We start from the raw sequence: 14,735 nt of genomic DNA, 5'->3' as shown, positions 1-14,735 counted from the left end.
GGACGACCCGCACCGGCCGGCGGGCGCCATCGGCCGCCGGTCTCGCCGGTCATCGGGCTCGTCGGCCGTCTCGCCGGTCGCCCCTCTAACCGGCCGTCCCGGCTGCCGCTGCGCCCACCAGCCCGTCGTTGAACGGCATGTAGGGCGCGATCGCGGGGAACACCCAGCCGAACAGCGCCACGACGATCAGCGCCAGCAGCACCACGACCAGCAGTATCCGGGCCCACAGCGGGCCGGGCAGATGGCGGAACATCCAGGCGTACATCAGGTCTCCTCCGTGGTGGCGAGGGCCTCGGGGATGCCGTCGGCGCGATCGGTCCAGTAGGCGAACTCCGCGTGGACGATGTATCGCTCTCGGGCCGAGTACATCGGATGGCAGGCGGTCAGCGTCATCATCTGCTCGGTCGGCTCCGCGCCGGGCTCCCCCGGGGCCGGGGCGATGACCTCCACCGCGGAGGGGTCCACGATCAGCGACTCGGTCACCTCGTACACGTAGAACGCGTCGGCCGTCTCGACGACGATCGGCTCGCCGGGCTGCAGGCTCGCGATGTCCTCGAAGACCCGACCGTAGGTGTTGCGGTGCCCGGCGACCGAGAAGTTCCCGACCTCGCCGGGGAGGGCCGTGTCCGGGTAGTGGCCGGCGCCCTTGACGTTGAGGACCTCCTCGAGGCTCACCCCTTCGGCGAGCGGGAAGGTGTCGCGGTCGAAGGTCGACACGTGCATGGTGCCCCAGACCCGGTTCTCCCCCAGGGTGTCGGGACGCGGCGGCGGACCGTCCTGGGCAGGAGCGATCGTCTCCTGGTCGACGCTCCCCCAGTCGTCCTGGAGGCCGGCGATGATGCCGGACTGCTCCCGGTCCGCGACGACGTCGGTCCACCACAGCTGCCAGACCAGGAACAGGAGGAGCAGGGCACCGAGGGTGAGCAGCAGCTCGCCGACGATGCCGATGGCAACGGCGAGAGGGCTCGGTCCGTGCCGATGCGTGGGGGTGGAGCGTCTGGCCATCATCCAGCTTTCGCGATGTCGAGGGTCAGGGATCCTTCGAAGGCGGGGAGGGTGGCGGCATCCACGGTCTCGACACGTTCGCCGAGACCCACGTAGTCCACCCATTCACGATATACCTGCACCCCGGGTGTCGTGTCGAGCTCGGCCAGCATCTGATCGGTCGGGCCGATCACCGTGATCACGAACGGCGGCGAGTAGACCCGCCCCTCGAGCAGGAGGGTGTTGCCCGCGCAGCGGAAGGCGCTGCCGTTGACGACCCGCTGGTCCTGCAGCATCATCGCCTCGGCGCCCCCGGCCCACAGCGCGTTGATGTAGGACTCCATGTCCTGCTGGTGCACCACCAGATCATCCGGCTCGACATCGGGGATCGAGCCGAGCGTGCTGGTGGGGGCGTCGGTCAGGGTGATCTTCAAGGCCGGCCCGCTGACCTCGCTGAGCCCGACGGCATCGGCGACGACGGTGGTGCGCTCCTGGGTGGCCGCGTCGCCGCTCCCGGCGGAGAGCTCCTCGATCTCGGCGCGCTTCTCCGTCGCGTCGCCCGTGAGCTGCTCGATGGTGCGGCCCCGTTCGTGGAGCACGCCGACGACATCGCCGCTCTCGTCGCGGATCGAGCTCCCGCCGGAGATCCGGGCGGTGGTCGCGAACAGCACGCCGCACAGGATCATCACCAGGGCGAGACCGACCCGCTGCCGGGGACCGGGGGCTCGCCGCGGAGGGCGGCCCGATGAGGAGCCCTCGGGGCCGGACGATCCAGCGGTATCCGCAGCCATGACCCCTCCTCGCTTCGCACGCTCAGTCCACGCGCATTACCCTAGGCCAAGGTCCGTATCTGCGGACCCGTGCGGCACGCCCGCGCGACAGGCAGTCTCGAGGGAGCACCTTTTCATGGCCAGGAGCAAGAAGAAGTCGTCCGCACGGGCGGCATCGGCAGCGAAGGCCGGAGCCGTCGAGCCCGCGACGGACGATCTCGACGAGCTCACGACCGTCGCGGATACCCCGGACGCCTCCCCGGCAGCCACGGACAGCGTCGCCGGCAAGGACCCCGTGAAGCGCTCGCGCGCGACGGCGAAGGACGCGACGACGAAGGATGCGAAGGCCCCGGCCCCGGCCAAGGGCTCGCGCAAGGCGTCCGGGAAGTCCACGGGCAAGAACGCGGAGAAGGCCTCCGACACGGACTCGGGGTCGACCAGCGGCAGCGAGGTCAGCGAGAAGGCGAAGGACGCCACCCGCTCCACCTCGCCGAAGAAGGCCGCCGCCGCGGAGACCGCGCGCACAGGCCGCCGTCGCGTCGCCGCCGAGGCCCCGAACCCTGCGTGGCTGGCCCCGACGGCCGTCGTGTTCCTCCTCCTGGGGCTGGCGTACCTCGTCACCTTCTACCTCTCGGGCGGCACCCTGCCCCTGCCCATCGGCGACTGGAACCTCGCGGCCGGCTTCGGCGTGATGCTGGTCGGCGGCGGCATGCTCATGTTCTGGAAGTAGTTCCTCCGCGCCGCAGTTCTCCGGTTGATGCTGCGGTGGGGAGTTCTCCCCACCGCACAGAGGATTCTGTCCAGGTATCCTGAATCAGATCCAGCGCGCTGTCAGCGCGCAGTGCTGACGATTCCAGCATCACGCGACGGGGGAACCATGAAAACCATTTCAGCTCGGCGACGGCTCTATGCCCTGCTCGTCCTACCGTTCGTGCTGCTCCTCGCGGGCTGCGGAAAGATGCACGCGGAGTTCGAGGTCAAGGACGTCGACTCCATGCAGGTCTCCTTCGACATGGGGTTCAAGCCCTCCTTCGTCGAGAGCGAGTTCGACAACGCGCAGGCCATGTGCGACGACATCGAATCGGACGAGCCCATCGGCACCGTGACGATCGAGGCCTACGAGGAGGACGGCCTCTGGGGCTGCCGCTTCTCCGGCCCCATGGAACGCTCCGAGTTCGGGTCCGGCATGGAGCTCGCGGAGTCCGATGGCGAATACCACCTGACCATGGACATGGGATCCGAGGCGCTCACGCAGGCGGATCTCGACATGTTCGCGTCCCTCTACGGCGCAGACGTCTCCGATTTCGATTTCAAGATGACCTTCACCTTCCCGGGCAAGGTCCTCGAGTCCCAGGGCGGCACGATCGACGGCAACACCGTCACGTACACGGACATCGTCGATTTCTACAGCGGCGTGGACATCACGGCGGAGTCGGGCGGATTCCCGTGGCTCATCGTGATCATCATCGTGGTGGTGCTCGGATTCCTGCTGCTGCTCGTGCTCGCAGCGATCATCTTCTTCGTGATCCGCGCACGCCGTAAGAAGACCTCGAACGGCGCTTCGGGCACAGGCGTCCCGGCGGCCTTCGGCGGCGCTGCTGCCGGCGCGGCCTCGATGCCCTCAGGCAACACCCCTCCCGCCACGCCTCAGAACGGGCAGCAGTGGGGCCAGGCGTCGCCTCCTCCCGCAGCACCCCAGGACGGCCAGCAGTGGGGCCAGGCATCACCGCCGGCCGCCGCACCCCAGGACGGCCAGCAGTGGGGCCAGGCATCACCGCCTCCCGCAGCACCCCAGGACGGCCAGCAGTGGGGCCAGGCATCACCGCCGGCCGCTCCGCCGAGCGATCAGGACCAGCCGTGGAACCAGCAGCGCCCGGACTCTGAGAACCCGCAGGGAGGGAACCAGCCCCCGCAGAATCCGGGCTGGTGATCCCAGGTCCAACCGCCGATCCTGGAGTCGTGTGAGGAGCGTCATGACTCCAGGATTGGCGCGGATCGGAGCGGTCAACTATTGTTGACCAGGTCAGTTCAACTGACAAGCGCCCGTAGCTCAACGGATAGAGCATCTGACTACGGATCAGAAGGTTGGGGGTTCGAATCCCTTCGGGCGCACCGCAGGATGAAGCCCCTCACAGCACCGAGAAGTGCTGTGAGGGGCTTCTTCGTGCACTCTGCCTGTCTCTGCGGACTCGGGATGATGCCGGGGCCCGCGCGGGGCTCCAGCTCTCGAAGCCACGGCAGCAGACCCCCTGAATGCGCCGGACCCGGCAGGCCAGCGATCGGCTTACCGGGTCCGGTGTCGTCCTGCAGGGCTGGTCACTGCGCGGCGGCGAGCACCTCGCGCACCGAGCTCCAGGACTGCATGAGCTCGCGGGCACCTTGATGGGCCTCCGCAGCGATCGCCTCGAGACGGGCCTGCTCGAGCAGCTCGTCGATCTCGACGCGCTGTCCGCGCTCCACGGAGGCGACGGCCGCCTCGACCATCGCGAAGCTGAGCAGGTTCTCGTGCACCTCGCACATCGGAGTGCGCCCTTCACGCAGCGCGCTGACGAACTCGATGAGCGAGGCGGCGATCTGGTCGGGCTCCTCCCCCGTCTCGGCGTCCACAGCGGCCTGGAGGCGCTCGGTGGCGGCCTCGTCCTCGGTGCCGAGCACAGGCACCCCCTTGCCGTCCCAGGTGGCCGAGCCCTGCTGGGCCCCGATCCGCCACTCGCTGTTCCAGTAGGTCGGCAGCCCGCGGGCGTTCCAGGTGCCGTTGTAGACGAACAGCGACCCGTCGGACATCTCGAAGGTCGCCGTGACGGTGGCGTCGTGCTCGTACACGCTCCACTCGGGCTGGGCGCCGCGCGCGGTGACCGCGACCGGGTCGGCATCCATGATGTAGCGCGCGGTGTCGAAGGCGTGGATGCCCATGTCCCGCAGCAACGGATGCTGCTGCGTGCGCCGGTAGCCCTCCATCTCGGTGAACAGCGAGAAGAAGGCGCTGGTGAGCACCGTCGGCCCGTGTGCGGCGACGAAGCTGCGCAGCTGGCGCACCTGGCGGAAGAACCGCCGTGACTGGGACACCATGAACGGCACCCCCGTCAGCTGGGTGTGCGCGAGCAGGCTGATCGCCTCGTGCAGGTTCTCGGTGACCGGCTTCTCGCCGAGCACCGGGATCCCGGCGTGCAGCGCCTTCACGGTGACGGGGTGATGGGCGACCGGCACGGTGGGATCGATCAGCAGATCCGCGCCGACCTCCAGGGCCAGGTCCACGCCGTCGGTGCCTGCGGCGATGGCCGACGGATCGGCCGCGCCGGACTGCTCGATGACCTTCTGCGGGGCGCCCTCGACGAGGTCGGCGACGCCCACCAGCTCGGCGACGCCGCTCGCGACGACCTCGCGGGCCCACCAGCTGCCCATGCCGCCGGCGCCGACCACGACCACGCGGGCCGGACGGTCCGAGGGGAGCTTCGGGAAGCCGGTCAGGTGGGGGGCGAGGGTCGGAGCGGCCGACGTGTCGGTGCCCTGCTCCGCGGCGAGATCCGCGGCCGAGAGGGATGCGGTGGAGAAGTCGAGATCAGATGACACGCGAGACCTCCTCGCCCCGGAACCAGTCGCGCGGCGCGTTGGCGATCTTCACGGGCTCGGCCGGGCGATCCTCGGGGCGGGCCCACACCACGGCGTTGGCCAGCACGCGCTGGATCTCGCTCTGGCGGTAGACGGGGTACTCCTGGTCGCCGGGGCTGAAGTAGAAGACCTTGCCCTTGCCGCGGCGGAAGGCGGCGCCGGAGCGGAAGACCTCGCCGCCGGCGAAGGACGAGACGAAGACGAGCTCGTCGGGCGCCGGGATGTCGAACATCTCGCCGTACATCTCCTGGGCGGGGATGACGATCGGGTGCGGGACCCCGCGGGCGATGGGGTGGGACCCGTTGACGGTCCACACCCGCTCCTCCTCGCCCTCGTTGCGCCACAGCAGCGAGCAGGTGGTGCCCATGAGCGCCTTGAACGGCTTGGAGTAGTGGGCCGAGTGCAGCGGGATCAGGCCCATGCCCTCGTGGACGCGGCGCACCACGCGGGCGACGACCTCGTCGGGCACGTCCTCGTGGGCCATGTGGCCCCACCAGGTGAGCACGTCGGTCTCGGCGAGGGCCTCCTCGGAGAGGGTCTCCTCGATGTCGTCCAGCAGGGCGATCCGCACCTCGGCGTCGACGCCGTCGGCCGCGAGCACGTCGCGCAGGCCCCCGGCGATCACGGTGTGCATGCCCTCGGGGTAGATCTCCTGGACCTTCGGGTCGACCTTCTCGTGCCGGTTCTCGCCGAACACGGCGATGCGCAGTGTCATTGCAATCCTCTGTGATGTGGAAGGTGCGCCGAGGGCTACCCCGTCAGCGCGGTCCGTCCATCGTAGGGGTGGATTCCCACGAGGGAAACGTTCTGTCCACGACGCGCCGCATCCGGTGTGTCGAGCGCGGGATCGCGCGCCCCCACGGTGCCCGCACGAGGCAGAGGGGAGACCGATGTGCGGCCGACGCGAAGCCGCCTGCGTCGTCGCCTTCCGGGCCGACTCGCCCGTGGCGGCACACGGGCGAACCGTGACCCGTCTGTGACGCATTACTCACCAGTAGCCAACTATGGTCGTCGACGGGTTCCCTCAATGGCGAGGGGACCTGCCCGCCTGACGAGCAGGCCCTCCGCCCGCAGGCACCCGATCTCCTGCGCGGCGCGTCCTCAGGCCCTGCGCGATCTCAGACTCAGCGCGGTCTCAGGCACTGCACGGTCTCAGGCACTGCGCAGTCTCCAGCGTGCGCGGCCTCAGGCTCTGCGCACCTGCACGAGAAGGCCCAGGTGCTCGAGGTGCGCCTCGAGGGCGTCGGCGGTCTGCTGATGCGCACGGGCCGCACGGCGACGGCCGAGGGACCCGCCGAGTGCCGCACCCGCTCCCTCACCCCAGCGGTACCGGACCTCGGTGCCGGGCTCCCGCTCCCGGAGCTCCACCGGTGCGGTCAGGAAGAACCCCTCTCCCGCCAGGGCACCGAGCAGGATGGTGCGCCGGCGGCTGCCGCACTCGTAGTCGATGCGGCCCTCGCCGCGCTCCCGGCGGGCCCAGCCGCGGTCGTGGAAGAAGGCGTCGAGGAGCTCCTGTGCCTCCGTGCGCCCGCCGCTCACCACGAAGACCACTCCAGGGACCGCTCCCGGCGCCCCGTGCGCCCCTCGCGCCGACCGCGCATCGCTCACAGGCGGGCCGACCCGATCCGACGCAGCTCGGCGTTGCCCAGGTGCGGGACGTCCCGATGGTCGTGCGGATCCATGCCCTCCCCGATCGCGAGGGCGATCTGCAGGATGTCCCCGTGGGCGACGAGCACGACGGGGGCGTCGGCCGCAAGGGCATCCGCGGCGCGGAGCACCTGGTCCACACGGGCCGCCACGACATCGACCTGCTCCACGTCGTCGGCATGTTCCCCGCGCGCCCGGTCGACCGACCACACCAGGTCATACGCGCTCGCGGGGCCCTCGTCGTGCGTGCCGAAGCCCCGCTCCCGCAGCCGTTCGTCGAGCCGGGGCGCGGCGGCCCCGATCCCGTGGGCGAACTCCTCGGCGGTCTGCAGGGCCCGGGCGAAGTCGCTGGAGACGAGGAGCGTCGTCTCTCCCAGCCCCTGCTCGAGAGCGCCGCGCGCCGTGGCCTGCGCCTGGCGTCGGCCCAGAGCGGTCAGGCCCACCTGCGTCAGGGCGCGCGGCCCGGGCAGCGAGACGATCCGCCCCTCCACGTTGGCGGTGGATTCCCCGTGCCGCAGCACCCAGACGTCACTCATGGCCGCTCAGGGCGTGGTGACCTTGCCCGGGTTGAGGTTCCGCCCGGGGTCGTTGTCGGCGAACAGGCCCTTGACCATGCGCACGCCGACCTCGCCGATGTCCTCGGTGATCCACGGCTGATGCTCGGTGCCCACCGCGTGGTGATGGCTGACCGTCGAACCGAGGTCCACGAAGCTCTGCTGCACCGCGTTCTTGGCCGTGAAGTACTGCTCGAGAGCCTCCTCGTGCGAGGAGTACGGGAAGGCGAAGGTGAAGTAGAGGCAGGCCCCGGCGTGGTAGCTGTGCGACATGTGGGAGAACATGAAGCCCGGCAGGCCCTGCTGCTTCTGCGCCGTGTGGAACGCCTCGAAGGCCTTCGCGTGCACGGCGTTGAGGTTCGACCAGGTCGCGCCGGTGTCGCAGACGTCGCCGAAGACCTGGTAGTTCAACATGAAGTCGCGCAGGTACGGGGTGTCGAACTTCTTCTGGTCGTAGATCGCCCCGGGGCCCGCGCCCAGCGTGATGCCGCCGGCGTGCTTCACGATCTTCTTGACGATCGACTTCTGCTGGTCGACGGACTCCTTCGAGCCCTCGAAGCACACGTAGGAGATCGACATCTCGTTCGTGGTGTCCCAGCCCTTCGAGCGCAGGTAGGCGAACAGCCCGTCCTGCACCTTCGAGGCGACCTTGCCCTTGGTGGAGCTGGGCTCCTTGACCATGGCGAGGCTGAACTCGGTCTCGGGACCGTCGGAGAGCCGGGTGAAGGTGGGCGAGACGTCGGTGGAGCGGGCGATCGCGTGCATGCCGCGGATGCCGTGCTCCCAATCCGGGTACATATAGGCGATGACCTGGCGCACCGGCGCGAGGCGATGCACCTGCACGGTCGTCTCGGTGATGATGCCGAGGCGGCCTTCGCTGCCCAGGATCATCTCGTGCACGCTGGGTCCCGAGTCGCGCCCCGGGATCGCCTTGGTGTGCGCGATGCCGTCGGGGTGGACCATGCGCAGCCCGCGCACGATGTCCTCGATGTCGCCGTACTTGTCGGACTGCATGCCCGAGGAACGGGTCGCGGCCCAGCCGCCGAGGGTCGAGTAGGTGAAGGAGTCCGGGAAGTGGCCGACGGTCCAGCCCAGGGCGTTGAGCTGCTCCTCGAGGTCGGGCCCGTAGACGCCGGCCTCGACGCGCGCGAGGCCCGCGGTGTCGTCGATCTCGAGGACCTCGCGCATGCGGCCGAGGTTCATGGTGAGCACGGGACGCTGCTCGGTGACGTCGGGCGTGACCGAGCCGGAGATGCAGGAACCGCCGCCGTAGGGGATCAGCACCAGGTCCTTCTCCAGGACGATGCGGAGGATCGCGGCGACCTCCTCCTCGGAGTCCGGGTAGATCACGGCATCGACCAGGCGCTCGAAGTCACCGGCGCGCACGCGGAAGAGGTCGGGCAGCGAGCGGCCGAAGGAGTGGAGCACGCGGTACTCGTCGTCGTCGACCAGGTTCTCCTCGCCGACCACGCCGGTCAGCAGCGCACGCACGTCGGCGGGCATCCGGCTCGAGGGCACGTCGAAATCGGCCAGATCGGGCTCGACCGGGGTGTCCTTCGCCGCGAGATCCACGCCGATCTTGTTCTTCGCCAGCGGGGCGAAGGCGGGCTTGTTGTCGTACCGGAAGGTGACGTCGTCCAGACCCCACCCCCACCACTTGTGCCGCTTGACCTCTCGGGCGCTCAGCCGGTCGCTCATGCGGTTTCCTCCTCGTCCGGGGCGTCCGCGCCCAGGACCTCGTCGTGATGCTGCTCGTACAGGTCTTTGACGCGCCCGCGGATCCGGTCGGAGAAATCGACCGCGGATTCGTCCTCGTCGGAGATGATCGGCTCCCCGAAGACGACGCGCACCGGAGGGCGGCCCTGCGGCCAGTTCCGGCCCTTGGGCATCGCCTCGTAGCCTCCGACGATCGCCGCCGGGATGACGGGCACGCCGACGCTGATCGCGAGGGCCGCTCCGCCGGGTTTGAAGCTGGTCATCTGGCCGCTGCTCTGGCGACCGCCCTCCGGGAAGACCAGGATCGGCACTCCGGCGCGCAGGAGCTTGCGCGAGGTGCCGGAGTTCTTGCGGTTGCCGCCACGATCGATCGGGAAGGCGTTGAGCATGGTGCGCACGAAGATCCGACGGAAGAAGTGATCGAACCAGTAATCGGTCGCCACCCCGGTGGAGAGCAGGCGACCCTGGGCCCACGGCAGGCTGAGCGCCAGCAGGGGCCCGTCGACATGGCTGGTGTGGTTCGCGACCAGCACGAACGGCCCCCGGACGCTCTTGACGCGCCGGTGCATCACGACCTGCGGGGTCACCGCGGACCTCACGACCATCCGGAAGATCACCCGCTGCAGCACGAAGCGGACCCCCGAACGCCATCGTGAGCGGTACTTCGCGAGATCCCCCTCGGGCTTCTCCCAGCCCTCTCCGCGCGAGCGGGCCGAGAGCGACTCCATGAGGCGTCGGCCGGCGCTGGGCTGCTTCGCCTCGCCGGGCTGCTTCGTCTCGCCGGCCGGACCGTCAGGAGCGTCACCGCCGGACTCCCCCTCGGCGTCCTCATCGGTGTCGACGAGGTCGTCGGCAACCGCGTCGGCGTCCTCGACAGAGCCAGAGGGGTGCACGTGGCCTGCGGCGCCACCGGATCGCGCCGGGAAGGCGCCGCCGGCAGGATCGACGGTGTCCTCGGGGTCCTGCGCGGAGTTCTGCGGGGTCATGCGATCACTTCTCCCGGCTGCGACGGTGGCTGAGCCGTGCGCTCAGTCGGGCCACGATCCCACGAGGAGTCGTGCGCAGGACACCGGCGATCCCCTTCCAGCGCAGAGAAGGGATCGAGACCGGCTTCCCGCGGGCCACATCGCGCAGGCACTCCTCGACCAGGCGGTCGGCGTCGAGCCACAGGACGCCCGGGATCGAGGACCCCTTGATCCCTGCGCGGTTGTGGAACTCGGTGCGCACCCAGCCCGGCATGAGCGCGGTGACCTGCACGCCGGTGCCTGCCAGCTGCACTCCGAGCGACTCGGAGTAGTTGCCCACCCAGGCCTTGATCGCGGAGTAGTTGTTCTGGGTCACCAGGGCGCTCACGGAGCCCACGTTGATGATCCAGCCACGGCCGCGCTCGCTCATCCCCCGGCCTGCCGCGCCGCCGAGCTTCAGCACGGCGCGGATCATCACCTCGAAGCCGAGGTCGTGCGCGGAGATGTCCTCCTCGAGAAGGCTCGCCTTCACCGAGAAGCCGGCGTTGTTGACGAGCACGTCGACCGGGTTCGTCGCCGCGACGAGGCGGTCGGCGACGCGCTGCTGCGCCTCGCGGTCGGAGAGGTCGGCGACGATGGTCTCGACCTCGACGCCGTACTCGCGCCGAAGCTGCGCGGCGGATTCGTCCAGGCGGGAAGGGTCACGCGCGACAAGAACGAGGGAAGCTCCGCGACCAGCGAAAGCTCTCGCGAAAGCGGCCCCGATGCCCGCGGTGCCACCGGTGATCAGGGCCCTATGCATGGCGGCTACGATACACTAGAGCCGCCCTGACCAGCGCGGGAAACACCCCTGGTGAGGCCGTCCCGAGGCGCGGCGAACGCGACTCGCTCGAGGCTCGGGCGCCATAACTTCCACGTCCTGCCGTACCCGTCCATAGAGGGAATCCATGTCGAACAGCACACCGTCCGCCGACCAGTCCGCCAGCAGCGGCGGGCACCGCGACGGGGATCGCCGGATCCTGCTGACCGGCGTCACAGGATTCCTGGGCCAGGCGGTCCTGCGGTCCCTCCTGGAGACCACCGACAACACCTACATCACCGCCGTGGTGCGCCCCAAGGGCTCCCTCAGCGGGCTCAAGCGCCTCGAGCAGCTGCTGCGCAAGCCGGTCTTCTCCTCCTGGGCCGACGCGCTCGGCGAGGGTGGCAAGGAGACCGTGAAGGCTGCGTTCGACGCCCGGGTCTCCGTGCTCGAGGGCGACCTCACCGATATGCCCGCCATCGAGGATCCTTTCGACGTGGTCATCCACTCGGCGTCGTCGGTCTCCTTCGACCCGCCGATCGACGAGGCCTTCCGCACCAACGTCGGCGGGGCGCGGAACCTCTACGAGGCGCTGCTCGCCTCCGGCCAGGACCCGCACGTCATCCACGTCTCGACCGCCTACGTCGGCGGCATCGCCAAGGGCCTCCGCCAGGAGGGATCGCTGCAGACCGACGTCGACTGGCGCGCCGAATACCAGGCCGCGGTCGACGCCCGCACCCGGGTCGACGCCGAGTCCCGTCGGCCCGAGACCCTGCGCTCCCAGATCCGCGGCGCGACGCTGCGCACCGGCCGCATGGGTCCCAAGGCCGTCGCCTCCGCCTCCGAGGAGGCCCGCCGCGCCTGGGTCGACGAGCGCCTGGTCGACTTCGGCCGCACCCGCGCCCAGTCCGTGGGCTGGACCGACATCTACACCTTCACCAAGGCGATGGCGGAGCAGGTCGCCGAGGAGCTGTGGACCGCCAACGGCCACCGTGTCTCCTTCGTGCGGCCCTCGATCATCGAATCCGCCGTCCAGAACCCGTATCCGGGCTGGATCGACGGCTACAAGGTCGCCGACCCGCTGATCATGGCCTACGGCCGCGGCGCCCTGCCCGAGTTCCCGGGCCTGGCGGACTCGATCCTCGACGTCATCCCCGTGGACTTCGTGGTCAACGTGATCGTGGCCCTGGCCACCCAGGACGTCTCCCGTCGTGGCGACGACGCCTACTACCAGGTGGTCTCCGGCGCCTCGAACCCCCTGCCCTTCCACGAGATGTTCACCGCGGTGCGCGAGTACTTCGTGGAGAACCCGCTCGAGGACGACGAGGGCAAGGCCATCGAGGTCCCCGCCTGGACCTTCCCGGCCGTGGAGATGGTCGAGCAGCGCTTCCGGGCCAAGGAGCTCGCCGCGAAGGCCGGGGCAACCGCCGTCGCCTACCTCCCCGCCACCAAGCGCACCCGGGCGTGGACGTCGGACCTGCACAAGGCGACGTCCGGGCTGACCACGCTGCGCATGTACATCGAGCTGTACCGCCAGTACACGAAGACGGAGATGGTCTTCGACGACGCCAACACGCGCGCTCTGCGGGACGAGCTCTCTGCGGACTTCCTCTCGGACCACGACTTCGACGTCACCGGGATCGACTGGCGCGAGTACTTCACGAAGCAGCACCTGCCGGCCGTCACCGACCTCACCAAGGCGTACTCCCGGGCGAAGTCCGCCCAGCGCAAGCGCAGCTCGCGCCCCGCGCCGGAGCTCAAGCAGAACGAGAACGCCCTGGCCGTCTTCGATCTCGACGGCACCGTGCTCGCCACGAACATCGTCCAGCAGTACTTCTCGGTGGTCCGTGCGACGCGTCCCCGCCGGTCCTGGCCCGCCGAGATCGGCGGCCTGCTCGCCGCCGTCCCCGGGTACCTGCGGGCGGAGAAGCGGGACCGCTCCGAGCTGATCCGTACGGTCAACCGCCGCTACAAGGGCTACCGCAGCGACGAGCTGCGCTCCCTCATGCAGGGTGAGGCCGGGCGCCGCATCCGCGCGTCGATCCGTCCCGAGGCCCTCGAGACGATCGAGCGCCACCGTGCCGCCGGGCACCGGACCGTGCTGGTCAGCGGCGCGCTCGACGTGCTCGTGGAGCCGCTCGCGGGTCTGTTCGACGAGGTCGTCGCCACCCATATGGATGAGGACGCCTCCGGGGTCATGACCGGCTACCTGGCCACTCCCCCGCTGGTCGACGAGGCCCGCGCGAACTGGCTGCGCAAGTACGCCGACCTCCACGGCGCGGACCTGACCTCGTCCTACGGCTACGGCGACTCCCACGCCGATGCCTCCTGGCTCGAGCTGGTCGGCTCCCCCACCGCCGTCTCGCCGGACCTCGGCCTGTACGGCGTGGCGAAGAAGAAGCGCTGGCAGATCCTGGAGTGGTGACGCGCTGAAGGCGGTGAACCGCTGAGCGTGATGGTCCGGTGAGCGTGATGGTCCGGTGAGCGGACCGCTCCAGCCGGCCCCGTCCCTCCAGGCGTGATCGATGAGCAGCCCCGTCGCCGTGCGACGGGGCTGCGTCGTGTCCGGACGAGGGCAGTCCGAGAGCGCGCTATGGGGAGCACGGCACGGGGACTCCTCCCCATCGCCCCTGCGCAGGAGCCCTGCTACCGTCGATCCCAGGTCGAGCGGCAGATCCCGGGTGGGAGCTGCGAGGCCCCGGGACGGCGATGGTCGCGGTTCCGGATCCAGCCGAGAGGGGACCATCATGACCAGGACGATCTACGCCCGCGGAGCAGCTCTGGCCGCCGCGACCATGCTGGCGCTGACCGCATGCGGCAGCTTCGGCGAGACCGAGGCCGACCGTGAGCCGGCCGAGCAGGGGCAGGGTCAGGACAGAGAAGGTGACGGCGCCGACGAGGGTGACGGCCAGGGCGACGACGCCGAGGGCGCGTCGGAGGACGGCTCCTCCGCGGAGGAGCGCGACGACTCCGACGGTGATACCTCCGAGGACACCGGGTCCGGCGACGAGGCCGACGACAGCGCCGACGAGGGGTCGGACGGCGACACTGCATCGGGCGAGGACGCGGGCGCCGACGACGCTGAGGGCACCGACGCCGATGCCGGTACCGACACCGATACCGACACCACCGATCAGGGTGATGATGCCGCCGACGGTGAGGACGCCGCAGCTGGTGAGGACACCGCCGCCGCGGGCGAGCCCACCGTCGTCGAGATCGGCACCGAGCTCGTCGACGAGGAGACCGGCGACGTCGTCACCATCCTCTCCGCCGTGCGGGGCAACCCCACCGACTTCTACGCCGCGACGGACAACCCCGACGGCGAGATGATCTACCTCGAGGTGACCGTGACTCCCGGCGGGCAGTACGGCGGGGTCGTCAGCCAGTCCGACTTCTACCTGGAGGACGACGGCGAGGAGGTCAACTACGCGGCGAGCGCGGACGAGGAGCTGACCGCCGCCGGCTTCGAGTACTTCGAGGGAGCACCGCGTCGCGACGGCGAGGCCACCGGCTACATCCCGATCTACGTCGAGACCACGGGCGACACCCTCACGGGCTCGTACGTGCGTCCCGAGGCAGAGGTGATCGGTGAGGACACCGTGATCCCCGAGTTCCGGGGCGAGTTCGAGATCCCGGCCGTCTGATCGCCGCGGTCGGGGACCAGCCACCGGCCCAGCGAGAGGCCACAGCA

The 14,735-nt window shown here is 70.0% G+C and carries 14 protein-coding genes and 1 tRNA gene; 5 read left to right on the top strand and 10 right to left on the bottom strand.

Annotated features, from left to right (window positions below; genetic code table 11):
* Nucleotides 1-85: 85 nt before the first annotated feature.
* From ABD093_RS13880 to ABD093_RS13870, 3 genes are read right to left on the bottom strand one after another with little or no spacing between them, the layout of a single operon-like run.
* The gene (locus ABD093_RS13880) at nucleotides 86-265 is read right to left on the bottom strand and encodes a hypothetical protein (protein ID WP_343925267.1); all 180 of its coding nucleotides are present in this window, start codon (nucleotides 263-265) and stop codon (nucleotides 86-88) included.
* Nucleotides 265-1,008, bottom strand: coding sequence for a class E sortase (locus ABD093_RS13875; protein ID WP_343925265.1), 744 nt, complete (start codon nucleotides 1,006-1,008; stop codon nucleotides 265-267). The genes ABD093_RS13880 and ABD093_RS13875 overlap by 1 nt, the downstream gene beginning before the upstream one ends.
* Nucleotides 1,005-1,775 carry a DUF881 domain-containing protein gene (locus tag ABD093_RS13870; protein WP_343925263.1) on the bottom strand — a complete coding sequence of 257 codons (771 nt, stop codon included), beginning with the start codon at nucleotides 1,773-1,775 and terminating at the stop codon, nucleotides 1,005-1,007. The genes ABD093_RS13875 and ABD093_RS13870 overlap by 4 nt, the downstream gene beginning before the upstream one ends.
* A 115-nt stretch (nucleotides 1,776-1,890) precedes the next feature.
* On the opposite strand from ABD093_RS13870, the gene ABD093_RS13865 reads away from it, so the two are divergent.
* The 3 genes from ABD093_RS13865 to ABD093_RS13855 all read left to right on the top strand — a co-directional run bounded on the left by ABD093_RS13865 (nucleotide 1,891) and on the right by ABD093_RS13855 (nucleotide 3,866).
* Nucleotides 1,891-2,484: a cell division protein CrgA gene (locus ABD093_RS13865; protein WP_343925261.1), complete on the top strand. Its 594-nt coding sequence runs from the start codon at nucleotides 1,891-1,893 to the stop codon at nucleotides 2,482-2,484.
* Between the two features lie 147 nt (nucleotides 2,485-2,631).
* Entirely contained in the window at nucleotides 2,632-3,684 is a 1,053-nt protein-coding gene (locus ABD093_RS13860) for an LppM family (lipo)protein (RefSeq protein ID WP_343925259.1), read from the top strand.
* A gap of 109 nt (nucleotides 3,685-3,793) precedes the next feature.
* Nucleotides 3,794-3,866, top strand: a tRNA-Arg gene (locus tag ABD093_RS13855).
* 204 nt (nucleotides 3,867-4,070) lie between these two features.
* On the opposite strand, the gene ABD093_RS13850 is transcribed toward ABD093_RS13855, so the two are convergent.
* From ABD093_RS13850 to ABD093_RS13820, 7 genes are all read right to left on the bottom strand, one after another.
* Nucleotides 4,071-5,324, bottom strand: coding sequence for a Gfo/Idh/MocA family protein (locus tag ABD093_RS13850; protein WP_343925257.1), 1,254 nt, complete (start codon nucleotides 5,322-5,324; stop codon nucleotides 4,071-4,073).
* On the bottom strand, nucleotides 5,314-6,078 hold the full coding sequence (locus ABD093_RS13845; protein ID WP_343925255.1) for a ThuA domain-containing protein: 765 nt from the start codon (nucleotides 6,076-6,078) through the stop codon (nucleotides 5,314-5,316). Before ABD093_RS13845 ends, ABD093_RS13850 begins: the two co-directional genes overlap by 11 nt.
* 470 nt (nucleotides 6,079-6,548) lie before the next feature.
* Entirely contained in the window at nucleotides 6,549-6,914 is a 366-nt protein-coding gene (locus ABD093_RS13840; protein ID WP_193118480.1) for a hypothetical protein, read from the bottom strand.
* 53 nt (nucleotides 6,915-6,967) lie between these two features.
* The gene (locus ABD093_RS13835; protein WP_193118481.1) at nucleotides 6,968-7,546 is read right to left on the bottom strand and encodes a histidine phosphatase family protein; all 579 of its coding nucleotides are present in this window, start codon (nucleotides 7,544-7,546) and stop codon (nucleotides 6,968-6,970) included.
* Nucleotides 7,547-7,552: 6 nt separating this feature from the next.
* Nucleotides 7,553-9,262: an FAD-binding oxidoreductase gene (locus tag ABD093_RS13830; RefSeq protein WP_343925252.1), complete on the bottom strand. Its 1,710-nt coding sequence runs from the start codon at nucleotides 9,260-9,262 to the stop codon at nucleotides 7,553-7,555.
* Complete coding sequence (locus ABD093_RS13825; RefSeq protein ID WP_343925251.1) at nucleotides 9,259-10,266, bottom strand: lysophospholipid acyltransferase family protein; 1,008 nt, start codon at nucleotides 10,264-10,266, stop codon at nucleotides 9,259-9,261. Before ABD093_RS13825 ends, ABD093_RS13830 begins: the two co-directional genes overlap by 4 nt.
* Nucleotides 10,267-10,270: 4 nt before the next feature.
* The gene (locus ABD093_RS13820; RefSeq protein WP_343925249.1) at nucleotides 10,271-11,047 is read right to left on the bottom strand and encodes an SDR family NAD(P)-dependent oxidoreductase; all 777 of its coding nucleotides are present in this window, start codon (nucleotides 11,045-11,047) and stop codon (nucleotides 10,271-10,273) included.
* 145 nt (nucleotides 11,048-11,192) lie between these two features.
* On the opposite strand from ABD093_RS13820, the gene ABD093_RS13815 reads away from it, so the two are divergent.
* Together ABD093_RS13815 and ABD093_RS13810 are read left to right on the top strand one after the other, a co-directional pair.
* The gene (locus ABD093_RS13815; RefSeq protein ID WP_343925247.1) at nucleotides 11,193-13,469 is read left to right on the top strand and encodes an HAD-IB family hydrolase; all 2,277 of its coding nucleotides are present in this window, start codon (nucleotides 11,193-11,195) and stop codon (nucleotides 13,467-13,469) included.
* Between the two features lie 322 nt (nucleotides 13,470-13,791).
* Complete coding sequence (locus ABD093_RS13810) at nucleotides 13,792-14,688, top strand: hypothetical protein (protein ID WP_343925245.1); 897 nt, start codon at nucleotides 13,792-13,794, stop codon at nucleotides 14,686-14,688.
* Nucleotides 14,689-14,735: the final 47 nt, after the last annotated feature.

The sequence above is a fragment of the Brachybacterium tyrofermentans genome, from assembly GCF_039526165.1.
Taxonomy (GTDB): domain Bacteria; phylum Actinomycetota; class Actinomycetes; order Actinomycetales; family Dermabacteraceae; genus Brachybacterium; species Brachybacterium tyrofermentans.
The sequence above is the reverse complement of the archived record's forward strand: the minus strand, read 5'-3'. Positions and strand labels throughout refer to the sequence as shown.

Bases quoted from the DNA above. Each gene is read 5' to 3' on its own strand.
- ABD093_RS13880 (WP_343925267.1), bottom strand. From the start codon at position 265: ATGTACGCCTGGATGTTCCGCCATCTGCCCGGCCCGCTGTGGGCCCGG.
- ABD093_RS13875 (WP_343925265.1), bottom strand. From the start codon at position 1,008: ATGATGGCCAGACGCTCCACCCCCACGCATCGGCACGGACCGAGCCCT.
- ABD093_RS13870 (WP_343925263.1), bottom strand. From the start codon at position 1,775: ATGGCTGCGGATACCGCTGGATCGTCCGGCCCCGAGGGCTCCTCATCG.
- ABD093_RS13865 (WP_343925261.1), top strand. From the start codon at position 1,891: ATGGCCAGGAGCAAGAAGAAGTCGTCCGCACGGGCGGCATCGGCAGCG.
- ABD093_RS13860 (WP_343925259.1), top strand. From the start codon at position 2,632: ATGAAAACCATTTCAGCTCGGCGACGGCTCTATGCCCTGCTCGTCCTA.
- ABD093_RS13845 (WP_343925255.1), bottom strand. From the start codon at position 6,078: ATGACACTGCGCATCGCCGTGTTCGGCGAGAACCGGCACGAGAAGGTC.
- ABD093_RS13835 (WP_193118481.1), bottom strand. From the start codon at position 7,546: ATGAGTGACGTCTGGGTGCTGCGGCACGGGGAATCCACCGCCAACGTG.
- ABD093_RS13830 (WP_343925252.1), bottom strand. From the start codon at position 9,262: ATGAGCGACCGGCTGAGCGCCCGAGAGGTCAAGCGGCACAAGTGGTGG.
- ABD093_RS13825 (WP_343925251.1), bottom strand. From the start codon at position 10,266: ATGACCCCGCAGAACTCCGCGCAGGACCCCGAGGACACCGTCGATCCT.
- ABD093_RS13820 (WP_343925249.1), bottom strand. From the start codon at position 11,047: ATGCATAGGGCCCTGATCACCGGTGGCACCGCGGGCATCGGGGCCGCT.
- ABD093_RS13815 (WP_343925247.1), top strand. From the start codon at position 11,193: ATGTCGAACAGCACACCGTCCGCCGACCAGTCCGCCAGCAGCGGCGGG.
- ABD093_RS13810 (WP_343925245.1), top strand. From the start codon at position 13,792: ATGACCAGGACGATCTACGCCCGCGGAGCAGCTCTGGCCGCCGCGACC.